Genomic DNA, 19,895 nt, shown 5'->3' with positions numbered 1-19,895 from the left:
GTGGCTTGCTCTGAAGCTGCTCTGCCAGTTCGTCGACGGCAGCTTCGAGTTCCTCATGAGGGACTACCCTGTTGAGCAGGCCCAATTGCTTCGCCTCTTCAGCTCCGATTATCCTGCCTGTAAGCACGAGGTCCATCGCTACCCCGCGCGGTATGATCCTGGAGAGCCTCTGGGTACCTCCATAGCCGGGGATAGTGCCAAGATTGATCTCGGGTTGACCCAGCTTCGCCTTCTCGGAAGCGACCCTGAGCGTGCAGGCCATCGCTATCTCGCAGCCGCCACCAAGGGCGAAACCCGGAATAGCGGCGATCACCGGTTTGCCCAGATTCTCAATGAGATTGCACAACCTGTGGCCCCTCTCGGAAAATTCCTTGCCGCTCAACAAATCCAGCTTCTGAAGCTCCGAGATATCAGCGCCAGCGGCAAAGGCCTTCCCTCCCTCACTGCCCAGTATCACGACTCCCGTCGTTTCGTCTGCCTTCAATTCCGTGAAAGCATCGGTCAGCTCAAGAACAGTCTTGATATTTAACGCATTGAGTTTATCCGGCCGATTGATCGTGACCCTCGCAAGGCGGCCATCCTTTTCCAGTTTTATACATTCATATGCCATAATCCGCTCCTTTCTCAACTGCGCAATTAAAGATGGCATACACGTTGCTGTCAATAGTTTATTACCCTGATCGAGCAATGGCCCGTTATGAGCTGGATGGAGATAACTGGAGATGAAAATACTTCAATCCCATAACAACATTACATTAAAGGTAGTTATGCTATTTGTGGTATTTGCATCGCTATCCATGTCATCGCCTGGCCGGGTGGATGCAAATAATTCGTTATATGATGTTAAACAACAACTTACAAGTTTTCTTCAAAGCGGAGCCGATCCAGAGGTGATACGGGAGAATCATATCCTCTATCCGGTCGTACGATTCCCTGTCCTCGCAACGACCACCCTCTACCTGTTCGGAGACGATCCGGCATATCTGGAACATTTCTATCCACGGATAAACGACCTTGTGATGAGGCGTTTCGCATCGACGGCGATAACCCCTGAAGGATTCATTCCGAACGATGGAAACGGGGAGAAACAAAGTAATGTCTATATCTCACCATCGCTGAACGCACTGGGATGCATCGAGCTTCACGCGCTTCACATGATCGCAGCACGGGCCGGATTACAGGAAGACGCACTCGAACTGAGGAAATGGTCACATCAGTTTTCTTCCGCTGTTCTAAAGACTTTCTTCGATCATACGAGAGGCTGTTTCTACCCTGTCTCCAGGGAGGGGAATTATATGATCAGGCATTCCCCGGATCTTCTCCTTCCTCTGTCCATAGACCATTCTCTGAGCCGGGCCGAGAAGACTAGGATCGCAAACAGGTTGATGCATAGTATGGAGAACATGCGCTCAGGGGTACAAGGCGGCTCCATATGGAACAATCCAGCTATCAGGCCGCTGGTGGTCACTCTGCTGTCCGGAATCGAGGGATTCCCGGCCGCAAGACTTGCAGGCCTGGCTGAATCACCTGTGCACAGGCCACCTTCAGGTTCACATCCTGCCGGAAGTACATCAACATGGTCCTCGATCTGGAACGACCCCACAAGCCTTCGAGACATACTCTTTCCACCGGCCGAAAAGATCTCATCCCTGCTTCTGTTCATGGATATAATGCGCAGAGAGGACCTTCTCGCTGAGAAAATTGAGTCCGGACTTGTATCCGATGTCGAGAACCTCAACGAGATCCTTTCGCAGAGCTGCGCTTCGATCGATGAACATATCTCAAATATGAAACTGGTCAACAGTCTGCTCCTGAGATTCGGCGACATTTCGAACCGTCTCGATAAGAACGAAAAGATCTGGAAAATCATCGATGATGTGAGGTGGAACAAGCTTTCCCCCAGGACGAGAAAACATTCGACATTTGCCGCGGCCGAGGCCGTGGACGAACTCAACCGCGCAAAACAGACACTGTCACAAATATTCATGAAAGATTCAGAGACAAGGTTTGACCTGGCAATGCCTGATATGGCCGTTCCGCTGGGAAAAAGCATAGAACTTGAAATATCGATAAGAAACGGTTCGCATGATCTCGAAATCGACCGGGCACTTTTCCAGATGTCTGGTAACAGGTGGAAGATGACAGATGACGGTACACCCATCAAGATAGATGCCGGAGCACCGCCCTGGAGATGGAAGAAGACTTTCAATCTGCCACCCGGATCGGTTCCAGGAGTGATCGAGTTACCAGCGTTCATCGATTTCATGTCAAACGGAAAACGTGTGGAGATACACTTTGACGAAAGCCTGGTACTTACTACTGGATACGATGTGACTCTCGATATGCCTGAGGGCCGGAAATTCACAGGCAGCGAAGTCCTTGCGGCCAGTATCGCCATCAGATACAGAAGTGTCGGTAGTACACAGGGCGAAGTGGATGGCGTCTTCCTTGATGGGATACAATGTTCCCCAGAGCTTCCTGCCAGATTCCTGGTAAAAGGTGGAGCCGAGATCACCGAGTTGCCGATTCACTTTGCGAGGCTCGGAGGGATCTCTCCTGGCACCTATCCAATCTCCCTCTCCGTCTCCCTGGGTGGAAACAGGATAGCATTCTTTGAGAATGAATTGATCGTCCCGATAGAATGGCTTCATCTGGGCCCGATTAAAAACAGGACCTGGGCTCTCGAAGACGGAGTCCAGCTTCAGGACAACCTGGCGACAAGCTACCTTACTCCTGAAGGTAAGCAACTGAGATGGTCTTCTGTCGCCAATGGCGCCATGGACCACGAGGGCAGTGTCATGCCAGACCATCTGTACGGAGCAGGGGCAGACAGAGGAATGCTTTTGTATACGGTGATTTCCGTGGCAAAACAGTCTAAAATAAGGTGGAAAGTCGACACTCGAAATATCGTATCTCTCTGGATCAACTCATCTCCTGTTCTGGAATCAGAGAGTGGGCGTGATTCGTGGGACGGCACCGTTATACTCAGAAAAGGCAAGAATTCCATTCTTCTGGCCACCTGCTGGCCCCTCACGGCTACACCGATATCGTTTTCCATGATGGACGAATCCGGGCTTCCCGTTCCAGGACTGAAAAACGATCTTTCGGGTCTGATAGGAGAACAATTCGCTTCCATTGAAAACAACACCGACATTTCGGGCAAGGTCAGCGATGATGACCATCCGAGAGAGACAAGCTTCATCGTCAGTATCCCCGATGCCGCGGATGTTACGGTAATAGGAGAATTCAATAACTGGGCTCCCCAGGCCACCCCCATGATCAAAGGATCCGACGGCAGATGGTCCGTTACTCTCCTGCTTGTGAAAGGAACATATCATTACAAGTTCCTGATCGATCGAAAAGTCAAGATCACAGATCCGTCGAACGACACCGTTGAGCCGGACGGGTTCGGAGGCATGAACTCGGTAATAACGGTCAGGTGATCAGAAGGGAGGATCTCAGAAAGAGATCCCGGCCAGTCCAAGGAGAAGATTCAGGGCTCCACCGGTCATCAGTGCAAGAACAAGAACAAAAAAGAAGATCACGAGCGCGTACTTCGTCCCTACCTCCTTTATCATGACTATAAGGCTCGCCAGGCATGGGAGAAAAAGACTCATCACCGTAAGGGCGACCGCGATCTGATTTCCTGTAAGCATCCCTTCCTGCCACATCCTGAAAAGTCCAGCGGCGCCGTAATCTCGTCTGAAGAAACCTATGATGAACACTGAAGCAGTCTCTACAGGAAGTCCGAGAAGCCTTCCGACGACAGGCTCGACAGCCCGATAAACAAAAACCATCGCACCGGTCCGCTCCAGAGTGAACAGGATCAGAGTGGCCAGCATAAAGTATGGTACGGCCTCCACGAGGAACCACCTTGCCCTGGCTCCGGTCTTGATCGCTATATTGTAGACTCTGGGTACTCTCAGAGGTGGAAGATCCAGTATGAAATCTGACTTGGAACCCTTCAGATAACGCCCCAGTATATATCCAACTGTGAAGAATTCCCCGACGACGATCAAAGATATCGTAATTACAGCTCCTGTCGATATTGCGGACATCAGAGCCAGCATCACTCCCAACTGCGCACTGCACGGAATCGCGAGCGCGAGAAGAGTGATGACTATCATTCTCTCTCTCTTCGTCTCCAGGATCCTGCTTGCCAGTATCGCCATGGTCACACATCCAAACCCCAATACGATCGGAAGCGTAGCCTTGCCATTGAGACCAACGAGTTTGAATCCATTGTTCGTCAGGACCGTGAGACGCGGGAAATACCCTGTGTCCTCCAGTATCCCGAACACGAGAAAGAATATGACGACGATAGGCAAGACTATCGATATCGAGTAGCTCAGTCCCATACTTACAAGACCGTATTCCCCGAGTAGCAGATCCGCCGCAAAACCATCCCCGGCGATCTTACCCAGCGCCGGAAGAATCAGTTTCGCGAACACGCCTGTCTCGATCAGGTCTACGAGAGTTCCCGCCGCGAACACCCCGACCAGCTTGTAAATCATATATATGATCAACATGAGAACCGCGAGTCCATACACCGGGTGCAGCGTTATCCTGTCCATTCTCTTTTTTCCTGCCAGCGCCATTGCGAAAACAAAAAGAGCCAGGATATAGAGAGTCGGATACAGGCCCGCTTCAGATAGAGTCGCTGTGGAGTAAATGAGATCGAGTACTCCCGCCATAGCCGCAAGGATGATTGCGGGAATAAATCTTCTCAGCCAGCCGGCACTGGTCTTGAGGAGTCCCCTCTCCTTCCTGACGACCGATTCGAATATCACGTCTACCGATTTTTTCCTGGTTTTCGCGATTATATACGAAAGAGGCTCGGAATATTTTTCTGCCTGATCCGCGCAGTCTATCGAAGAAGCCTGTAGCGCTTCCTGATCTACCGATGGATCTTCCCTGAAATATCCATCGTCGCCCGTGATGTGGGAAAGTATTCCGAAGCGGCTGTATTTTCCAAGTCCTTCCACATCCGCTACTGACCTGGTAATCGACTGTTCGATCGAACTCGAATACCCGACACTGACAGTGGGTACACGAGCATCTCCACCATCAATGAGTGAAGTAAGCTTCGAAAGTCCCCGCTTCTCCACAGCTACGGTCTCGATCACCTCTACGCCGAGCATTTCGGAAAGTCCGGCTACATCGATCCGGATACCTCTCTGCCTGGCCTCGTCAACCATGTTCAGGACAAGCACTATCCTGCATCCGGCTTCAGCCAGTTGTGTTGTAAGCATCAGTGCCCTGTAGATATTCTTGGTGTCTACTACCTGTACGACGGTGGCGCCGGGATTAGCGAAGATTATATCCCTTGTGACCTTTTCATCCTCGCTTGCGGGGAAGAGAGAGTTGACGCCGGGAGTATCGATCACTTCCGGTCCGCTTCTGGATCCATGGTGACCCGTCGAGACTTCCACCGTGGTCCCCGGATAGTTCGAGACCACGACATATTTACCAGTCAGGTATGAGAAGATGACACTTTTGCCGACATTGGGATTGCCGACCAGGAGAATCTTGTCTCTATTTTTATCGTCAGGTACCATTCAGTTCCAGTCCGGGCCGCTCAGGAGCCGGAAGTTCCGTATTCCGTATCTCCGGAGTCTGATCTTATCACAAAAATATCGCTAACGATTTGCTTGTCGAGGGCCAGCTGGGTCTCCCCTATGAATATAACGAAGAGAGGCTCTCTCTGATGGATCCTTACATGTCGGCCGGGAAACAGGCCCAGCGAAGTAAGCCGGTCGAGTCTCTCATGTTTTTTGGTAGTCATGTACAGGATCCTTCCCGTCTCACCGCATTTCAGCGAGTCGAGAGGAACGACGGCAGATTCCACATTCCTTTCCGATGTAATGCAACACTTTCCCATCGGAATGGCATTCCCGTGAGGACATGTCCTTGGATGCCCGAGAAGGACACATATATGGTCGGTGACTTCCGGTGAAAGAACATGCTCGAATCGGCAGGCATCAGTTTCCATTTCACTTTCATTGCTGACATTGAGAACATCGGTCAACAATCTTTCCGCCAGCCGATGCCGTCTTATGACATCCTTACCCCGTTCTTTTCCAGTGTCGGTGAATCTGAAAATGCCGTCATTTTCCACCAGCCATCCCTGGCTCGAGACCAGATCGATCAACTGCCTTGATATTACCCCACGCCTGTCTCTCTCGATGATCTCGTCATAACCGGTCTTAAGACCCTTTTCACCAAGTACCCATACGGCCTCAAGGATCTCATCGGTCGGATCATGGATGCAGATCCTGTTAGCGCCCAGGATACATCTATTCTTGTCATTCAAGACTCACCTCCGCTTTGACTTCGAAACAGGCTAAGTATTGTAAAAACTGGAATTAAATTCAATATTTCTTTTAAATGATCGAAACGAGCATTATATTTAAATGTTAAATGGTCTCGGTATCAAAAAGAAAGGAGACATCTTGGCTCAAAAGACATTTTCCGGCCCCCTGTCGGTGAAAATGGCTGGATTTGTGGTTGTCTTTTCTTTAGTCCTCCTGGCTGTCACATCAATTCCACAAAACGGGCACGCAGAAGTATCACGAAGGCTCAGCTCGGCAATTCTTGCTACATACACCATCCTGGACGATGAATACTGGGGAATGGATGGCGCCGCCGGCATGGACCTGGCTCTCAGGTACGAGTTGTCAGGAAACATCTACCTGGAAAACAGGCTCGGGTTGCAGTCAGGCACAAGTGAAGGTAACAGCGTGACCTGCTTTAACGGACAGATGGGGATGATGGTCTTCGCCACACACTTTCTTCCTTACAGACCATTTGCCAGAGTCGGCCTGGGACTCATGTCTGCCAACCCGGTGACTGCGACGCCGGAGCGCGCGCGTACATTCAGGCCTTCACAGACTACCTTCTATTTTGTTCTTGGAATGGGAGCAAGCAGGTATATCTGGAAGGAGATGGTGATCGAAGCCGGCGCCGATGTCCTGTTCGCGCCATACGATTACAACAAGTACAGTTTCGACCGTCAGGATGTGCTGCTCGAAAAAGTGCAGTTCACCCATTTCAATTTCTCACTGGGTATCGCGTATACGTTCTAGGGAGTTCTCACCTAGCGGAGCAGGACAAGTTTTATCGTTTTCATGTGGCCACCGTACCTTATGACGCAGAAATACACCCCGGAAGAGATCTCCATTCCGGGTTCCCACCCGATAGTATGCGTCCCCCGGTTGTATTCCCTCTCGTCTATCCTCGACACCTTTCTGCCTGCGACATCATAGATATCCGTCGTCACATTTCCACGCTCAGGAACGAATAATGTAATAGTCGTAGAGCTGCTGAACGGATTGGGCCTCGCATTGTCAAGAGTGAACGGTTCGGCAGTTATCGACCACAGTCCGGGAGCCTCGAGATACTCCGATGTATTTCCGAAATTCCCTTCGATCATGTAGCGGTACGAAATACCGGAGACAACGCTGCTGTCAGCAAATGTGAAAGAGCCTGACAATCCCCTGATCGTGTCGGGAGAGACCGGCAGATATTCCCCCGAGCCGTTTTTCCGGTATAGGAGGCACCCCCGGAGTCCTTCGGTCACCCCGACTGTCCACGATAATGTAATAAAACTTCTTCCCGGAATAACCTCTATATCTTCAAAGACCGATTCTACTTCGAGTGCTCCCGTCAGTATACCGGTCTGCCCGTCGCCTCCGGTCACGACAAGGTCATAATCTTCAGAAAGGAGGGCTATCGATCTGAACGAAGCCAGGACCCTGTTCCTGCCCAGCCAGATGAGATCGTACGCTTCGACCACTCCGAAGGCACCGGAAAGAGAGCATGTCCCACCTCTTTCTATATTCGCTCCAGAAATATCGAGAGTAAACGAATCCACGGCCGTCTTCACGATCTGTGGGGGAGAAGATCCATTCACTTCGATCGGAAATCTTCCGGCCGAGAATATCCCCCCGGAAGAAGTGATCGAGGTGATAGAGGCGGGAGTCGCCGAATTGCTGTTGCTCCTGCTTGAAGGTATCGATGACGTGCCGAATACGGTGTTCCCCGTTGAGCCCGGAAATGGATCGCTGTCATCACCGAAATTTATCGGATTATTATACTCGATCATATCGTATTCTCCGTCCGCCTCTTCCAGGACCACCCCGCGGGCCTGAGCGTTCAGATCACCACCGGAGTTTCCGTTCTCGCCATATACGATACTGTTCTCCGCGTGATAGATGAGCAGGCCCTCCTGTATCAGCTCCGAATCGCTCCCTTTCCGAACCCGTCTTTCGACCAGGAAATATTCGGCCGGTTCACTGTCGCAATACCAGCCGCCGGCGTCATCCTCCAGGTCGGTGATATAATCAAGGCCTCCCCCGCTGAGCGAGATATCGTCGACATGCAGCGCCCACCCTTCGAGGGAATCGAATCCCCCGTCCTCATCGCTGATATCGTAATCGCTCTGGAGGACAAAACGGATCCTGAATCCGCAGCCTCCCGTGGGCAGGAACCCGTCAAGGATCAACTGCTCAGCTACCGGGTCCACCCTGCCAGTATAGGCAGCGAGCGTATCGACGCTTCCATATAGTTCAATGACGACATATGCAAAATCGTATCCGTCCTCGAGGTCGGTACCGATGCTGTAATTCAGGGTCACCGGACGTGAATCGTCTATCTCGAATTCATGAGCCATAGATTCGGACCACATGTTTCCATAACCACCATCATATCTGTATCCACGGGCATCCGCCTCAGCCGCCGTGTACCCGCAGATCAGTGACCAGCCGGTGATCGGAGCAAGATTCTCTCTTCTGCGAAACCGCTCGGTCGGAAGGGCCATCCTTACGACAGATCCACCCTTCTCCACCGGTTCCAGATCGATCTGTTCCGGGGCCCACCCTATATCGACCGCCTCTACCCAGCCGAGCTGATGCTTCGACCAGCCGCATATATGTGAGGGTGATTCGGGGATGTTCCAGTTACCTGTTCCCATCAGACCCCAGTGCCCTATTCCACTTCTCCCGAAGATATCATAAAGATCGGGCAGTCCGAGAAAGTGGCCGAACTCGTGGCAGAATACGCCGATCTCTATCAGCCCCCCCTCACACGAGACAGTCGGGGCGATATTGTAGTCGTCTATCAGTATCGTCCCCCCATTAGCCGCTGGATCGGAAGTGGCAAGAGGCTGCAGGTCATCCTTCCATGAAGAGTACTGGAACGAATGCGAGACCATATGGTAGCCATAGAAACATTCGGCGCCAAGCGTCGGGTGGACTATCACCAGTATATCTACATAACCGTCATCGTCACCGGAGTTAGGTATCCCGTCGGGGCCGTCGTTGTCGTATTCGCCGTAATCGATCGAATCGTCCAGGGCCGCCACTATCTCCTCAATCATTTCATCTGTGTGGGAAGTGCCTATAATTATCCCCCAATTGAGGAGTCCACCTGTATAATAGTCCTCGATCTGCTCGAGTTCCACCCATCCGCGCACGTCTCCAGTGACGTCCAGCATACCGGAGGAGACCTCGTCCCAGTATTCGGTCATCGTGCCGGGATACCAGGGACCGTCGAAGAGTTCCTGCTGCAACATGTCGAGGTCCTCAGGCTGCCCATCGAAATCGCTGTAGAGCCCGGCAGCGACAAGCACCCTCAGCGAACCGGTGACTGCCGCCCTGTTGCCAGTCACCTCCGCCTTTACTGGTACCCCACCGGGAACAGGAATCCTTCCCGGGGCAAACGGCATCCGGACACTCTCCGCCCGACTTGTTTTCTCATCCAGCCATCTGCTGCCATACCGAAAACGGCCTTTCTTCCCGGTCTTTCCGGCGACACTATGAAACGGCCTTATGACCATGCCCCTGTCCTCGGGAGGCATGATCCCCGGCCTGGGCGATACGGTGGGAATACGCACCGATCGCAAGGATCCGATATCTTTCCTGTCATGGGAAAGGTCCTGACTGGATATGGACCGGCCTGTAATAAAGGGATAGAAAAAAAGCAGCGCAACCACGGTACGGACGACCATCGATTCCGCTGCTGTAATAAACCTTCTCAAAAGATCACCGCTGCCTAGTTACCGGGATTCACAACCGCCTTGTATGAGGATGCCCTCTCCTGTGGGAATCCTTCTGTACAGTTAGCTATCCCGAGGAAATTACCGTCTTTCGATGGAAGTATCGAGAGTGTGGCGTTCTTCAGCTCGCTGGTGATATTGAGAGTCAACTCGTGGATGATCGCCTTCGGTCCGGGAAGGCATGGCTTGAACCTCTCGCTTATTCCAAAGGGCATCTGGCCGAGAGACATGACCCTGTCCTTGTGGTACCTGTCGACATCTATCTCCAGGCCTTCCGGCAGAGAGAGCTGCCACTGCGCAGCCGCTATCTCGATAAATTCAGGGACCTGTACTATGACGAACACCTGAAGCTGCTTCTGCCCTTTCTTGAGGTCAGTCGTCCTCTTCGTCCCTTCCCTGTCGAAGAATATGCCAAAACTGATATCCTCGGAGACATAAGAAATATCTTCCTCATTAGTCTCCGCAGCATCCTTCACAATCGTTTCGGGCGTCTTCTCTGTATTCTTTTCAGAGTTGCCGCCGCACGAGACAAACGCTGTCGCTGTCAAAATCAATATAAACAGCAGAACTGACGATCTCCTCAATGACATCCTCTTACCTCCATCTGAAAGATGTTCGATTACCGACTCCCAAACAAGTCGTATCATTGTGATATCATAAACGTCTTTTCTGGATTTTACAATCCAATTCCATGATAATAGATTGACCGCAGCGGGCTCATTAAATAATATGAGGCCTTAATGCATATCGGACACTTCTGTCCGGCGCACTCCGAAGGGAGAACTGGATTTGAAATCGAAAAAGGAAAAATTCGAAGAGCTCAAGCAGAAACGCGAACAGGCACTTCTCGGAGGCGGCAGAAAAAGGATCGAGAAGATCCATGCGTCCGGCAGGCTGACGGCAAGGGAGCGCATTCATATTCTCTTCGATGAAGGGACTTTTCAGGAAATGGGCGTCTTCGTCACTCACCGGTCGACATGGCCCGGCATGGCGGACAAAAAAATGGTCGGAGACGGGGTAGTCTGCGGTCAGGGACTTATCGACGGCAGGCTGACGTACGCATTCGCCCAGGACTTCACTGTCTTCGGCGGTTCTCTGAGCGAATCGAACGCGGGAAAGATCATCAGGCTGATGGACATCGCGTTGGACAACGGCGCGCCGATAATAGGCCTCTCGGACAGCGGCGGTGCCAGAATACAGGAAGGTGTAGCTTCCCTCGCAGGATACGCATCGATCTTCCTGCGCAACACTCTCGCTTCCGGTGTCGTCCCGCAGCTTTCCGCCATTATGGGCCCAAGCGCTGGAGGCGCTGTCTATTCACCCGCTTTGACTGATTTCATTTTTATGGTCGAGGGCACAAGCCATATGTTCATAACCGGGCCCAACGTGATCAAGAAAGTCACACACGAGGATATCAGTCAGGAAGAACTGGGTGGAGCAGACACGCACAACACTAAAAGCGGAGTCGCCCATTTCAAGGCGGCAGACGATGAGGAATGTATAGACCAGATCCGGCAACTCCTCTCATTCCTCCCACAGAACAACCTCGAGGACCCTCCATACGTCAAGCCATCGGACGATCCGATGAGGATGGATCCGCGTCTGAACGATATCGTTCCTGACAGCGCCAGAGCGCCCTACGATATCAAGGAAGTCATAAAGATGATAGTCGACGATGCTTATTTCTTCGAAGTCCAGGAACTCTATGCGCAGAATATCGTCGTGGGTTACTCGAGGCTCAACGGGCACGTGATCGGGATAATCGCAAACCAGCCCAATCACATGGCAGGTGTCCTGGACATCGAAAGTTCGATCAAAGCCGCGCGTTTCATAAGGTTCTGCGACGCATTCAACATCCCTCTGGTCACCTTCGAGGACGTACCAGGCTTCCTGCCCGGCACGGACCAGGAATGGAACGGGATAATCAAACACGGCGCGAAACTGATCTTCGCCTATTGCGAGGCGACCGTCCCGAAACTGACAGTCGTCACGAGGAAAGCATATGGGGGAGCCTATTGTGTCATGTCGAGCAAGCATATCAGATCCGATTACAACGTAGCTTGGCCCACGGCCGAACTGGCGGTGATGGGCGCCGAGGGAGCAGCCAATATCCTCTTCAGGAGAGAGATCGCTTCCGCTGATGACCCCGAGGCCGAGCTTAAAAAACGCGTTGACCATTATGCAGATACATTCGAAAACCCATACATCGCGGCCGGGCTGGGATATCTGGACGATGTCATCATGCCCAACCAGACGAGGCCGATGCTGATCCACGCACTGGAGAACCTCTTCAACAAGCGCCAGCAGCTTCCTCCGAAAAAACACGGAAACATCCCATTGTAAACAGGAGGTAACAGTGGCTGAGAAGGATCACGGACTCTCGAGCCGTGTCAGGAAATGGCGTGAAGAGATCTACTCGCCCTTCAGGGAAAAAGGTGGAGAGCGCAGGGAAAGCTTCGAGACAACTTCGGGAATCGGGATCGAACCTGCATATACTCCCCTCGACAGCCCGGACGAACGCTATAATGACGATATTGGACTTCCCGGTTCCTATCCTTTCACCAGGGGCGTCTACCCCACGATGTACAGGGGGCGCCTGTGGACGATGAGACAGTACGCGGGGTTTGGTTCGGCCGAAGAGACCAACAAACGGTTCCTCTATCTGCTTGAAAGAGGACAGACGGGCCTCTCGGTCGCATTCGACCTTCCTACCCAGATGGGGTACGACTCAGACCATACCATGGCCGAAGGAGAAGTCGGAAGAGTTGGTGTTGCAATTGATTCCATCGATGACTTCAGAAGACTCATGAAGGGTATCCCCCTTGACAGGGTTTCGACGTCCATGACTATCAACGCCACCTCCGCTATTCTTCTGGCGATGTACGTCGTTCTCGCTGAAGAGAACGGAATCGGTCCCGCCTCGATCGCCGGGACTATTCAGAACGATATTCTGAAGGAATATTACGCACGTGGAACCTATATCTACCCTCCTGCCCCCTCGATGAGGATCATCACAGATATATTCTCCTGGTGCAGGGAAAACACTCCACGATGGAATACCATCTCGATCAGTGGTTATCATATCAGGGAAGCCGGCTCTACAGCAGTGCAGGAAGTGGCATTCACTCTTGCCGATGCTGTGGAGTATATCGGTTCAGCGATCGCGGCCGGGCTTGACGTCGATGAATTCGCGCCGAGACTTTCCTTCTTCTTCTGCGTTCATAACAATATCTTTGAGGAAGTGGCCAAGTTCCGGGCCGCGAGAAGAATATACGCCCGATTGATGAAGGATAAGTTCGGAGCGAAAAAGGACAAATCCTGCCTTCTGAGGTTTCATACGCAGACAGCCGGTTGTTCCCTCACCGCTCAACAAGTCGAGAACAATGTCATCAGGGTGGCGATGCAGGCCCTCGCCGCTGTCCTGGGAGGCACCCAGTCCCTTCACACTAATTCGAAAGACGAGGCCCTCAATCTTCCCTCAGAAGACGCTGTCCTCACCGCACTTCGGACACAACAGCTTATCGCAGAGGAATCGGGAGTCTGCGACACTATCGATCCGATTGGCGGAAGTTATTACATAGAAAGACTTACCGATGAGATCGAAGAAAAGGTTCTGGAGTTGATGAAACGTATCGAGGACATGGGCGGAATGACCTCCGCAATAGAAAAACATTTCCCTCAGAAAGAAATCGAGAGAAGTGCCTACGAATACCAGCTTGGTGTCGAGAAAAAGGATATCACCGTGGTCGGTGTAAACAAGTATACAGGCGGCTATACAGCGACTCCGGAAAAATTCGCCATCGACCCCGAAATAGAACAGAGGCATGTAGAAAGACTTACTGCATTCAAGTCGGCCCGTGAGGCCACGCAGGTCTCCGCTCTCCTTTCAGCCGTGAAAGATACGGCAGAAGGCGAAGGAAACCTCGTTGTCCCGATCATCGAGGCTGTCAGGGGTGGCTGCACTCTGGGAGAGATATCATCAACGATGGAAAAGGTCTTCGGCCGGTACTCCCCGGGCTCGACGGCCTGATGGATGGAGGAATAATGAACGAAAGACTTAAAGATCTGAACCACATCGGAATAGCTGTCAAAGACCTCGAAGAAGCGAAACATCTCTACTGTGATATCCTCGGTTTCGAGTTGATTGAGGAAAAGGACCTCCCGGACAGGGGACTGAGGGTCGCCCTCCTCTCTACCGGCAACACTATTATCGAGCTTCTCAAGGGGGTCACTGCCGAGAGCGCCATAGCAAGGTTCGTGGATAAACGCGGGCCGGGTATCCATCACCTCTGTTTCGACGTAACCGATATCGACGCAACGCTCAGGAGTCTGGGAAAAGATGGCATAGAGCTTATCGACACGAAAGCCCGGCCTGGCGCCGCCGGGCACCCGGTAGCTTTTATTCATCCCCGATCCACGATGAAGGTACTTATTGAGCTCGAAGAAAAGTAGGATATCCTGGACTGTGATTCTTCAACCGACCGATGACCTGTTCAAAAAAAGGGAGACATCTCATCGATATCTCCCTTATCCCAAACAGAATTTACTGGCTGTGAGCTCACCACGGTGTCCTCATTGACGTGACACCCAGCCTACCTGGTATATTCGTAGAATCCCTTCCCCGTCTTTCTGCCGAGATATCCGGCTTCGACTTTCTTTACCAGAAGAGGACAGGGACGGTACTTCGGATCACCCATACCATCGTATAGCACACGCAGGATATTCAGGCATATGTCCAGGCCGATCAGGTCTGCCAGCTGCAGGGGGCCCATCGGATGGGCCATTCCGAGCTTCATCACACCGTCTATCGCTTCGGCTGTCGCCACGCCTTCCATCAGGCAGAAGCAGGCCTCGTTGATCATGGGCATGAGGATCCTGTTAGCGATGAACCCGGGATAATCGTTGACCTCTATCGGGGTCTTCGACAGCTTTTCGCTGAGTTCCATCGTCGTTGCCATGGTTGCATCGTCAGTGGCCAGCCCCCTGATGATCTCGACCAGCTTCATCATCGGGACAGGGTTCATGAAATGCATTCCGATGAACTTCTCAGGCCGCTTCGTAGCAGCACCGAGAGCAGTTATCGATATCGATGAGGTGTTACTGGCAAAGATCACTTCATCGCCGCAGACTTCGTCAAGCTCTTTGAATATCGCGGTCTTCGCGTCGAAATCCTCGAATACGGCCTCCACTATAAGCTGGCAGTCTCCCGCCGATTTCAGATCGGTGGATCCCTTTATCCTTCCCAGGACTTCCGCTTTCACTTCCTCCGTTATCTTCTCTTTCTTTACAAGCCTGCCGAGACTCTTGTCTACCGCGGAGATACCGCGTTCGACGAATGAATCTTTGATATCTATCATCAGGACTTCGTATCCGTGAAACGCGAACACCTGCGCGATACCGTTACCCATTGTTCCAGCGCCGATGATCGCGACCTTTTCTATCGCCATTTCATTCTCCCTTCACGGCATAGTCAAGCCGTTACCATGATATTCCCTTTTACAACATCTCCAGACTCAATGCCACAGCGTTGCCACCACCGAGACAGAGTGTGGCCAGTCCCTTGCTGCCGCCTGTCTGTTTCAGGGCGTAAAGCAGGGTGACCAGGATCCTAGTTCCGGAGCAACCGATCGGATGTCCCAGTGCCACCGCGCCACCATGAACATTCACCTTCGCCGGGTCCATGCCGAGATTCTTCATGACCGCGCACGGCTGAACGGCGAAAGCCTCGTTAAGCTCTATCAGGTCGAAGTCATCTATCTTCATGCCGGTCTTCTTCAGGAGCTTCGGTACGGCAACGGTCGGGGCCATCATCACCAGTTCCGGCTCGAGTCCTCCGGTGGCGTAGCCGGTGATCTTCGCCATCGGCTTGACACCCAGCTCGGATGCCTTGTCTGAGGTCATAAGGACCAGAGCGGCTGCGCCGTCACTGAGCTGTGAAGCGTTACCGGCTGTGATCACTCCGCCTTTTTTGAAAACAGGCCGAAGTTTCGCCATCGATTCGAGGCTCACGTCACTGCGGGGGCCTCCATCCGTATCGAAAATGACCGGATCTCCTTTTCTCTGCGGTATTTCGACGGGGAATATCTCTTCCTTGAATTTCCCGGAGTTAATCGCATCGACAGCCTTCTTGTGGCTGTTATAGGCATATTCGTCCATCTCTTCCCTCGAAACGTTATACCTCTCGGAGGTGATCTCTCCAGTATTACCCATGTGGAAATCGTTATATGCGTCCCAGAGACCGTCATAGACCATCGTATCGACGATCTTCCCGTCTCCCAGTCTGTACCCCGTCCTTGCTTTCCTCAGGATATACGGCGCGTTGCTCATCGACTCCATGCCACCAGCCACGACGATCTCCTCGTCGCCTGCCTTTAAAGCCTGGGCGCCCAGGACGACTGCCTTGAGGCCCGAACCACAGACCTTGTTGATAGTAAATGCTGAAACATCAAAACCAAGGCCCGCACCAAGCTGGGCCTGTCTTGCCGGATTCTGGCCAAGTCCAGCGCCGATGACGTTACCCATGATGACTTCGGTCACCAGGCCAGCTTCGATCCCTGCTCTTTTTACTGCCTCTTTAACGGCCATAGCACCGAGCTCAGTCGCCTTCAGGGGAGATATGCTTCCCTGAAATCTGCCCATCGCTGTCCTGCATGCTCCGGCGATCACTATGTCGCTCATCCTATCGTCCTCCTTATGATCTCCATGACCAGACAGGCGTCAGGAAAATTTTTACCGAACCGTTTCGAAGGCCCGGGAACATTCCATCAGCTCAATCTTCGTCCTGGAACCTTCCGTTAATGAATTCCACGATCTTACCAGTATCGGTACCCGGTCCGAATATCCTTGAGACTCCGATCTTCTCGAGTTTCTCGACATCCTCTTCCGGAATGATCCCTCCGCCAAATACCATGATATGTTCTGCCCCCTTTTCCCTGAGCAGATCCATTACTCGCGGGAACATCGTCATATGCGCGCCCGACAGGATACTCAGTCCCACCACATCGACATCCTCCTGGACAGCCGATTCGGCGATCATTTCCGCCGTCTGGTGAAGTCCCGTATAGATAATCTCCATACCGGCGTCTTTCAGGGCATTCGCGACTACCTTGGCGCCACGGTCATGACCGTCAAGACCAGGCTTGGCGACGAGCACCCTAATCTTCCTCGACATCGCGTTCCTCCTCGTGACAATTCTCAGTTCCTATAAAAAGATCGGTTCTTCATATTCTCCGAATACCTTCTTCAGTTCTTCTATGATCTCGCCCTCGGTACAGTAGACCCTCGCGCAATCCAGAATAACGGGCATCAGGTTGTCGCTGCCGGAAGCCACGGTTCCCAGTCTTTCCAGTTCCCTGGCCGCCTTGTCGTTATCACGTTCAGCCCGGACATTCCTCACAGCTTTCACCTGGTGATTTTCCACTTCCGGATCGATCCTGAGAAGCGGAATATCGATTTTTTCTCCTTCGACCATGAGGGCGTTCACCCCGATTATGATCTTTCTCTTAGCTTCCACAGCCTTCTGATACTCGTAGGCTGCCCGTCCTATCTCCATCTGGAAGAATCCCTGCTCTATAGCCTTCACGACTCCTCCGAGTTCATCTATCCTCGTGAAATATTCTTCTGCCTTCGCTTCCATCTCCCTCGTCTTCGATTCGACGAAATAGCTGCCGGCAAGGGGATCCGCGGTATTGATGACGCCTGTCTCCTCAGCAATCAGCTGCTGGGTCCTCAGTGCTATTCTTACGGCTTTCTCCGAGGGAAGAGCCAGCGTCTCATCCATGGAATTCGTGTGCAGAGACTGTGTGCCTCCCAGAACGGCTGACATGGCCTGGAACGCAGTACGGACGATATTGTTCTCAGGCTGCTGAGCAGTCAAAGTACATCCTGCCGTTTGAGTATGGAAACGGAGTAACATTGATTTTTCGTCTTTTGCGCCATACTTTTCCTTCATTCTCTTCGCCCATATCCTTCTTGCGGCGCGGTATTTGGCAATCTCCTCAAAGAAATCAAGATGGGCGTTGAAAAAGAAGGATAATCTCGGTGCAAACTTGTCGACGTCGAGTCCGGCCGCTATTCCGGCTTCCACATACGCGAATCCGTCGGCAAGGGTGAATGCCAGTTCCTGGGCTGCGGTGGATCCCGCCTCACGGATGTGATACCCACTTATCGATATGGTATTCCACCTTGGAACATGATCCGAACAGAAGCCAAGAATGTCAGTGATGATCCTCAGCGATTGTTCGGGTGGGAATATCCATGATTTCTGCGCTATGTACTCCTTGAGGATATCGTTCTGGATGGTACCACCCATCTTCTCGAACGAAGTCCCCTTTTTCTCACCCGCCGAGAGATAGAAAGCCAGCAGTATTGAAGCGGGAGCGTTGATCGTCATGGAGGTCGTGATCCCGGCGAGATCGATCCCGTCGAAAAGAGTCTCCATGTCCCGAAGCGAATCGATCGCGACCCCGCACCTTCCCACTTCTCCTTCGGAACGTTTATGATCCGAATCGTAACCCATGATCGTCGGCATGTCGAATGCCACACTCAACCCTGTCTGTCCATGGTCGAGAAGGTAATGGTACCTGCGGTTCGTATCGAAAGCAGTACCGAAACCGGCGAACTGTCTCATAGTCCAGAGCCGCCCCCTGTACATGGAAGGATAGACACCCCTGGTATACGGATACTGGCCGGGAAAACCCAGTTCGTCCATATAGTCGAGTCCGTCGATATCATCAGAAGCATAAAGCTTCTCCACAGACGCCCCGGATACGGTCGTGAAATCGACATCGAGAAGGCCGCCCTTTCCGAATGAATCGAGATATTGCCTTTTTCCCTTTTCGAAACCTTTTTTTTCACTCATTTCGATTCTCCATCCATCGTCACAGTCTTTTCAAGTTCGTGCACAAGCCTGAAGGGCGACAACCTTCCCTCGTATACATCGTCCATCTTCCGAGCCATGATCTTCTTCACAATCTCACTCGCACGAAGTCTTCGTTCCATCTTGTCCATGAGAGCGTTCTTCACTCTTGAGAAAAGTATCTGCTTTCTTTTCTCCAGGAACAGGCCGGATTTCTCAAGATAGGACCTATGCTCTTCGATCACCTCGACAAGTTCCCCTGTGCCACTGTCTTCCTTTGCCGAAGTCAGTATCACCCGGGGTCTCCATGCGCCATCAGCTATCTTCTTCAACTTAAGTGTATCCTCGATCTCCATGGCAGCCAACTCTGCGTCTTTGTGATCCGATTTGTTCATGACAAAGATATCGCCGATCTCCATCAGACCAGCTTTCATCGCCTGTATTCCATCACCTGATTCCGGCACCAGAATGACGACAACGGTATGAGCCTTCTCCGCGATCTCCAGTTCTGATTGCCCGACACCCACGGTCTCGATCAATATCAGATCCTTACCGAAAGCGTCCATCAGGTCCGTGACTTCGTCTGTACAGTTCGATATGCCTCCAAGGCTCCCTCTGCTCGCAAGCGATCTTACGAAGACTTCCGGATCATCGGAAAGAGCCTGCATCCTTATCCGGTCACCAAGCAGGGCCCCACCACTGAAGGGACTGGTCGGATCGATCGCGATGATCCCGATCTTTTTTTCCCTCTCCCTGAATCTCTTTGTCAGCCTGTAGATCAGACTGCTTTTCCCAGCTCCAGGTGGACCTGTGAACCCGACCCTGTATACGTTGCTGGTCCTGTGAAAAATACCGTCCAGAACCTTTTCCGCATCGATCCCACCATTCTCAATTATAGTGATAAGTCTGGCGGCGGCCGAGACCTGTCCCTTTTTGAATCTCTCCAGAAGCACCGGTATATTGTATCCAGCTCTCATTCCTCTA

15 protein-coding genes are annotated in these 19,895 nt (G+C 52.1%); 5 read left to right on the top strand and 10 right to left on the bottom strand.

Features of this window, described 5'->3' with window-relative positions; all coding sequences use genetic code 11:
- Positions 1-610 (bottom strand): enoyl-CoA hydratase/isomerase family protein (locus KOO63_02330; GenBank protein ID MBU8920674.1); only part of this gene is annotated, 610 nt, incomplete at its 3' end.
- 112 nt (positions 611-722) lie between these two features.
- Here KOO63_02330 and KOO63_02325 point away from each other — a divergent pair.
- Positions 723-3,443, top strand: a complete 2,721-nt coding sequence (locus KOO63_02325) for an isoamylase early set domain-containing protein (protein MBU8920673.1) — start codon at positions 723-725, stop codon at positions 3,441-3,443.
- Positions 3,444-3,458: 15 nt separating this feature from the next.
- On the opposite strand, the gene feoB is transcribed toward KOO63_02325, so the two are convergent.
- Positions 3,459-5,558, bottom strand: a complete 2,100-nt coding sequence (feoB, locus tag KOO63_02320; protein MBU8920672.1) for a ferrous iron transport protein B — start codon at positions 5,556-5,558, stop codon at positions 3,459-3,461.
- A 20-nt stretch (positions 5,559-5,578) separates the two neighbouring features.
- Positions 5,579-6,313 (bottom strand): metal-dependent transcriptional regulator, encoded by a 735-nt coding sequence (locus KOO63_02315; protein MBU8920671.1) that lies wholly within the window; start codon positions 6,311-6,313, stop codon positions 5,579-5,581.
- Positions 6,314-6,452: 139 nt separating this feature from the next.
- Between KOO63_02315 and KOO63_02310 the strand changes: the two genes are divergently transcribed.
- The gene (locus KOO63_02310) at positions 6,453-7,085 is read left to right on the top strand and encodes a hypothetical protein (protein MBU8920670.1); all 633 of its coding nucleotides are present in this window, start codon (positions 6,453-6,455) and stop codon (positions 7,083-7,085) included.
- 11 nt (positions 7,086-7,096) lie between these two features.
- Here KOO63_02310 and KOO63_02305 read toward each other — a convergent pair whose 3' ends face one another.
- Together KOO63_02305 and KOO63_02300 are read right to left on the bottom strand one after the other, a co-directional pair.
- The gene (locus KOO63_02305) at positions 7,097-10,036 is read right to left on the bottom strand and encodes a M6 family metalloprotease domain-containing protein (protein ID MBU8920669.1); all 2,940 of its coding nucleotides are present in this window, start codon (positions 10,034-10,036) and stop codon (positions 7,097-7,099) included.
- A gap of 14 nt (positions 10,037-10,050) precedes the next feature.
- Entirely contained in the window at positions 10,051-10,644 is a 594-nt protein-coding gene (locus KOO63_02300; protein MBU8920668.1) for a hypothetical protein, read from the bottom strand.
- Positions 10,645-10,843: 199 nt separating this feature from the next.
- Between KOO63_02300 and KOO63_02295 the strand changes: the two genes are divergently transcribed.
- The 3 genes from KOO63_02295 (at position 10,844) to mce (ending at position 14,506) form a co-directional block, all read left to right on the top strand.
- A complete protein-coding gene (locus KOO63_02295; protein ID MBU8920667.1) occupies positions 10,844-12,397 on the top strand; it encodes an acyl-CoA carboxylase subunit beta in 1,554 nt (517 codons plus the stop codon).
- Between the two features lie 67 nt (positions 12,398-12,464).
- Entirely contained in the window at positions 12,465-14,084 is a 1,620-nt protein-coding gene (locus tag KOO63_02290) for a methylmalonyl-CoA mutase (GenBank protein ID MBU8920666.1), read from the top strand.
- Between the two features lie 14 nt (positions 14,085-14,098).
- Positions 14,099-14,506: a methylmalonyl-CoA epimerase gene (gene mce / locus KOO63_02285; GenBank protein MBU8920665.1), complete on the top strand. Its 408-nt coding sequence runs from the start codon at positions 14,099-14,101 to the stop codon at positions 14,504-14,506.
- A 140-nt stretch (positions 14,507-14,646) separates the two neighbouring features.
- Here the strand turns inward: mce and KOO63_02280 are convergent, their stop codons facing one another.
- From KOO63_02280 to meaB, 5 genes are all read right to left on the bottom strand, one after another.
- Positions 14,647-15,501: a 3-hydroxybutyryl-CoA dehydrogenase gene (locus tag KOO63_02280; protein ID MBU8920664.1), complete on the bottom strand. Its 855-nt coding sequence runs from the start codon at positions 15,499-15,501 to the stop codon at positions 14,647-14,649.
- Between the two features lie 49 nt (positions 15,502-15,550).
- Complete coding sequence (locus tag KOO63_02275; GenBank protein ID MBU8920663.1) at positions 15,551-16,732, bottom strand: acetyl-CoA C-acetyltransferase; 1,182 nt, start codon at positions 16,730-16,732, stop codon at positions 15,551-15,553.
- A 91-nt stretch (positions 16,733-16,823) separates the two neighbouring features.
- Complete coding sequence (locus KOO63_02270) at positions 16,824-17,225, bottom strand: cobalamin B12-binding domain-containing protein (GenBank protein ID MBU8920662.1); 402 nt, start codon at positions 17,223-17,225, stop codon at positions 16,824-16,826.
- 30 nt (positions 17,226-17,255) lie between these two features.
- A complete protein-coding gene (locus KOO63_02265; GenBank protein MBU8920661.1) occupies positions 17,256-18,914 on the bottom strand; it encodes a methylmalonyl-CoA mutase family protein in 1,659 nt (552 codons plus the stop codon).
- A complete protein-coding gene (meaB, locus tag KOO63_02260; GenBank protein ID MBU8920660.1) occupies positions 18,911-19,888 on the bottom strand; it encodes a methylmalonyl Co-A mutase-associated GTPase MeaB in 978 nt (325 codons plus the stop codon). Before meaB ends, KOO63_02265 begins: the two co-directional genes overlap by 4 nt.
- Positions 19,889-19,895 lie beyond the last annotated feature (7 nt).

Source organism: Candidatus Latescibacterota bacterium (assembly GCA_019038625.1).
Taxonomy (GTDB): Bacteria; Krumholzibacteriota; Krumholzibacteriia; order Krumholzibacteriales; family Krumholzibacteriaceae; genus JAGLYV01.
The sequence above is the reverse complement of the archived record's forward strand: the minus strand, read 5'-3'. Positions and strand labels throughout refer to the sequence as shown.

Coding starts and splice junctions, on each gene's coding strand:
- KOO63_02325 (MBU8920673.1), top strand. CDS start 723: ATGAAAATACTTCAATCCCATAACAACATTACATTAAAGGTAGTTATG.
- feoB (MBU8920672.1), bottom strand. CDS start 5,558: ATGGTACCTGACGATAAAAATAGAGACAAGATTCTCCTGGTCGGCAAT.
- KOO63_02300 (MBU8920668.1), bottom strand. CDS start 10,644: ATGTCATTGAGGAGATCGTCAGTTCTGCTGTTTATATTGATTTTGACA.
- mce (MBU8920665.1), top strand. CDS start 14,099: ATGAACGAAAGACTTAAAGATCTGAACCACATCGGAATAGCTGTCAAA.
- KOO63_02280 (MBU8920664.1), bottom strand. CDS start 15,501: ATGGCGATAGAAAAGGTCGCGATCATCGGCGCTGGAACAATGGGTAAC.
- KOO63_02275 (MBU8920663.1), bottom strand. CDS start 16,732: ATGAGCGACATAGTGATCGCCGGAGCATGCAGGACAGCGATGGGCAGA.
- KOO63_02270 (MBU8920662.1), bottom strand. CDS start 17,225: ATGTCGAGGAAGATTAGGGTGCTCGTCGCCAAGCCTGGTCTTGACGGT.
- KOO63_02265 (MBU8920661.1), bottom strand. CDS start 18,914: ATGAGTGAAAAAAAAGGTTTCGAAAAGGGAAAAAGGCAATATCTCGAT.
- meaB (MBU8920660.1), bottom strand. CDS start 19,888: ATGAGAGCTGGATACAATATACCGGTGCTTCTGGAGAGATTCAAAAAG.